This window comes from Streptomyces laculatispora (assembly GCF_017353455.1).
Taxonomy (GTDB): Bacteria; Actinomycetota; Actinomycetes; order Streptomycetales; family Streptomycetaceae; genus Streptomyces; species Streptomyces laculatispora.
The window spans coordinates 1-4,541 of sequence record NZ_JAFMPZ010000014.1 but is presented as its reverse complement, the minus strand read 5'-3'; the positions used below and the strand labels follow the sequence as shown (position 1 = coordinate 4,541).

Sequence of the window (4,541 nt, the reverse complement as noted above, 5' to 3'; positions counted from 1 at the left end):
CGGCTCGTCCAGCAGCAGCAGCGGCGTCTGCTGCGCGAGCGCCATCGCGATCCAGACCCGCTGACGCTGACCGCCGGACAATTCGTCGACATAGCGATCACCGAGTTCACCGACACCGGTCGACGCCATCGATTCCTCGACAATGCGTTCGTCCTCGGGCGACCACTGCCGCAGCAGCCCCTGGTGCGGGTAGCGCCCCCTGGCCACCAGATCCGCCACGGTGATGCCGTCCGGAGCGATCGAGGACTGGGGAAGGAGCCCCAGCGTCCTGGCGACCTTCTTCGCGGGCATCCGGTGGATCGCCTGCCCGTCCAGCAGCACCTGGCCCCGGCTCGGCTTGAGCATCCGGGAGAGCGCCCGCAGCAATGTCGACTTGCCGCAGGCGTTCGGGCCGACGATCACGGTGAACGAGTAGTCGGGGATCTCGACCGAGAGGTTCTCCGCGATGACCCGCTGGTCGTAGCCGAGGGTCACCGAGTCCGCGGTGAGGCGCTGCATGGTCGTACTCCGTGAGTCGGTCGGGGAACTGGTGAGGGACTGAGTGGCGGGCGAGGACTTCCCGCGCCCGGTGCCGCCGATGCCGTTCTTCATATGCGACCCGCCTTGCGCTCGGACACCAGCAGCCACAGCAGATAGCAGCCGCCGAGCACGCCGGTCACCACGCCGACGGGCAGCTGCCGGTCGCCGAAGGCGTCGAGTGCGACCCAGTCGGCGACGAGCAGCAGGGCGGCGCCCATGAAGGTCGCGGCCACCAGATGGGGACCGGTCGAGCGGGTCAGCCAGCGGGCCAGTTGCGGGGCGCTCAGCGAGACGAAGGCGATCGGCCCGGCGGCGGCCGTGGCGACGGCGACGAGCAGCACGGCGGAGCCCATCAGGACGAGCCGGGTGCGTTCGACCCGTACACCGAGCGCGTACGCGGCGTCGTCGCCCATCTCCATCACCCGCAGGGCCGGCCCGTGCCCGAACACCAGCGGGAGCAGCACACCGCAGACCACGAGCAGCGGCCAGACCTGTGCCCAGTCGCGCCCGTCGAGCGAGCCGGTCATCCAGACGACGGCCCGGGTGGCGTCCACGAGGTTGGCCTTGGTGATCAGGTACTGGGTCACGGCGGTCAGCACGGCGGCGGCGCCGATCCCGACCAGGACGAGCCGGAATCCGTGCACCCCGCGCTTCCACGCCAGCAGGTAGACGGCGACCCCGGTCAGCAGACCGCCGGCCACAGCGCCGCCCGCGACCGCCGTCGCCCCGCCCTGGAACAAAACGATCACGGTCAGCGCACCCACCGTCGCGCCCTGGCCGAAGCCCAGCACATCGGGGCTGCCCAGCGGGTTGCGGGAGACGGTCTGGAAGACGGCGCCGCCGGCACCGAGCGCCGCGCCCACGAGGAGCCCGACCAGCACGCGCGGCAGCCGCAGGTCCGTGACGATGAACTCCTGCTGGAAGGTGCCGTGTCCGAAGAGGGTGGTGACGACCTCGCCCGGGGTCATGGAGAAGTCGCCGCTGCCGATGAGGACGACGCCTGCCGCCGCCACCAGGACGGCGAGCACCAGAGTGACCAGGGACGCCCGGACGTTCATCCGGAACGAGTACCCGCCCGTCCGTACGGCCCTCACCGACCGGGCCGCCCCGGTCCCGCCGGTCGTGCCCGTCCCGTCCGCCGCCCCCGCTGTCTCCTTCGTGGACTTCACAGCTGGGACATCCTCTTGCGTCGTACGAGATGGATGAAGACCGGCCCGCCGATCAGCGCGGTGACGATACCGACCTGGAGTTCGGACGGGCGGGCGATGATCCGGCCCACCACGTCCGCGCCGAGCAGCAGCACCGGGGAGAGCACGGCCGCGTACGGCAGGATCCACCGCATGTCGGGACCCGTGATCACGCGCACCAGGTGCGGGATCATCAGCCCGATGAAGACGATGGGTCCGCACGCCGCGGTCGCCGCCCCGCACAGCAGGGTGACGGCGAGCATGGCGACGACCCGGGTCCTGGTCAGGTGGGCGCCGAGCGCCCGCGCCGTGTCGTCGCCCATCTCCAGGGCGTTGAGCGGGCGGGCGATGAGCAGGGTCAGCACGACGCCGATCGCGATGAACGGCCACACCTTGCCGACCGTCTCCGTGTTCGCGGAGGCCAGCGACCCGACGGTCCAGAACCGCAGCCGGTCCAGCGCCGCCGAATCCAGCAGCTGTACGGCGTTGACGTACCCGTACAGCGCCGCGGTGACCGCCGTCCCGGCGAGCGCGAGCCGTACCGGAGTGGCCGACCGGCTGCCCCCGAGCAGGTACACGGCCACCGACACGATCGCGGCACCGGCGAAGGCGAACCAGACGTACCCGGTCAGCGAGGTGACGCCGAAGAAGCTGATGGCGGAGACGACCGCGGCGGATGCTCCCGCGTTGACGCCCAGCAGTCCGGGCTCGGCCAGCGGGTTGCGGGTCAGAGCCTGCATCACCGCCCCGGCGAGGCCGAGCGCGCTGCCGACGATCAGCCCGAGAACGGTCCGGGGAATCCGCACCTGCCGTACGAGGACGTCGTCGTTGCTCCCGGCGTAGTGGAACAGCCCGTGCCAGACGTCGGCCAGGGGCAGCGCCTTGGCGCCGATCCCGATACTCGCCAGGCACACCAGCACCAGGAGCGCCAGGGCCACCAGGAGCCCTGCGGCTCGTACCGCGTGGCGCCCGGGGGGCGCGGGTTTGTCCGGTGCGGCTGTCGGGCCTGCACTCGGTTCCGGGGGACTCTCAACGAACACGTCGGTTAGGTTAGCCTACCCTGCTGTGGCCTCGATCCGGCCTCCCAGCCCCGCGCTCCGGCCGCCCGCCGGGCCCGCGCCGGACGCCGCCGCGATCACCTCCGCCCGCGCCGCGGCCAGCGAGCTCGCCGCCAACGACCGGAACCGGGCCAGGCCGGGGACCAGCTCGGCCATGGTCATCTCGGCGTTGATGAAGCACAGGTCCTGCGGCGCCACCCCCTTCTCACCGAAGTACGCCCGCAGGTAGGGCGTCTGGAAGTCCCAGCCCTCCCGAGGGGTTCCCGGGCCGTAGGCACCACCCCGCGCGCTGACCACCACGACCTTCGTCCCCCGCAGCAGGCCCTCCCCCGTGTCCGGGTCGGTGAGCGCCCCGGGGAAACCCACCCGGTCGATCCACGCCTTCAGCGAGGCGGACACCGCGTAGTTGTACATCGGGGCACCGACCAGCACGGTGTCGGCCGCCAGCAGTTCGGTGATCAGCGGGCGGGTCAGCGACCACTCCCGTCGCTCGGCCGCGTTCTCGGCCAGCGTGTCCACGCCGGCCGGCGGGACGAGGCCGTTCCGCTCCGCCCGCCGGCCGAGCGAGCAGTAGGCGCTGTCCAGCGGCGGCACCGGGTCGGCGGCCAGGTCCCGGTACCGGTATCCGGCCGGGCCGTGCGCGGTCCGCCAGGTGCGGGCGAACAGTGCGGTCAGTTGTCTGCTGACCGACTCCTCGGAACGATGGGCGCTGGAATCCAGATGCAGCAAGGACGTCATCGGTTCTCCTGTCACTTCGGCTATGTCGCGTTCGTCAGGAGAGGTGACGGAACAGCGCGGGGAAAGGTGACCGGTGGACGAGCGCGAGGCACTGGCGGAACGCTTCGAGGCGCAGCGCGCCCTGCTGCGCACGGTGGCCCATCGGATGCTCGGCTCACTGGACGAGGCCGATGACGCCGTCCAGGAGGCCTGGCTCCGCCTCTGCCGGGTCGATGCCGGCGAGGTGGACAATCTGGCCGGCTGGCTGCGGACCGTGGTGACCCGCATCTGTCTCGACATGTTGCGTTCCCGCAGATCGCGAAGGGAGGACCTGGCCGAGCAGGAGATCCTCGACCAGGTCGCGCACTCCGTCCAGGGAAGTCCGCCGGAGGACGAGGCGCTGCTGGCCGACTCGGTGAGCCGCGCGTTGCTCGTGGTGCTGGACACCCTGGAACCCATCGAGCGGATCGCGTTCGTGCTGCACGACATGTTCGCCGTGCCGTTCAGCGAAATCGCGCCCGTCGTGGAACGCACCCCGGTCGCCACGAAGAAGATCGCCAGCCGCGCACGCCACAAGGTGCGGGGCACTCCCGTGGTTCCGGCGGCCGAACTCGCCCGGAACCGTCAGATCGTCTCGGCGTTCCTCGCCGCCGCGCGGGCCGGTGACCTCACCGCGGTCCTCGCGGTACTGGCTCCCGATGTGGTGCGACGTGCCGACCGCGTCGCGGTGCCGCCGGGCGGCGTGGCCGAGGCGCGCGGCGCACGAGCCGTCGCGGAGGGAACGGCCGCCCTGGCCCACCGGTCGCGACTCGCCGAACTCGCGCTGGTCAACGGCACCGTGGGAGTCGTGGTGGCCCCGCGCGGCCGCCTGCTGTTCGCGCTCACGTTCACCATCGAGGACGACAGGATCACTGAGTACGACGTGATCGCCGACCCCGCACGCCTCCGGCGGCTCGACCTCGCCGTCCTCAGCTGACAGGGGAACGGGGCCGTCGGCTGCCGCCACCACCGCCGGAGAAGCAGCCGAGTCCCCCCTGTCCCCCGACGGGACCCCGGCAGG

At 71.7% G+C, this 4,541-nt stretch carries 5 protein-coding genes; 1 reads left to right on the top strand and 4 read right to left on the bottom strand.

The features are described from left to right. The 4 genes from J1C73_RS00685 to J1C73_RS00670 all read right to left on the bottom strand — a co-directional run. Window positions 1-498 (bottom strand): ABC transporter ATP-binding protein (locus J1C73_RS00685; protein WP_207314578.1); only part of this gene is annotated, 498 nt, incomplete at its 3' end. A gap of 89 nt (window positions 499-587) precedes the next feature. Next, window positions 588-1,577, bottom strand: coding sequence for a FecCD family ABC transporter permease (locus tag J1C73_RS00680; protein WP_242643524.1), 990 nt, complete (start codon window positions 1,575-1,577; stop codon window positions 588-590). 107 nt (window positions 1,578-1,684) lie between these two features. Beyond that, window positions 1,685-2,644, bottom strand: coding sequence for a FecCD family ABC transporter permease (locus tag J1C73_RS00675; protein WP_207314576.1), 960 nt, complete (start codon window positions 2,642-2,644; stop codon window positions 1,685-1,687). Window positions 2,645-2,761: 117 nt separating this feature from the next. Next, a complete protein-coding gene (locus tag J1C73_RS00670; protein ID WP_207314575.1) occupies window positions 2,762-3,502 on the bottom strand; it encodes an FMN-dependent NADH-azoreductase in 741 nt (246 codons plus the stop codon). A gap of 73 nt (window positions 3,503-3,575) precedes the next feature. Here J1C73_RS00670 and J1C73_RS00665 point away from each other — a divergent pair, with 73 nt between their 5' ends. Continuing rightward, window positions 3,576-4,457: a sigma-70 family RNA polymerase sigma factor gene (locus J1C73_RS00665; protein ID WP_207314574.1), complete on the top strand. Its 882-nt coding sequence runs from the start codon at window positions 3,576-3,578 to the stop codon at window positions 4,455-4,457. Window positions 4,458-4,541 lie beyond the last annotated feature (84 nt).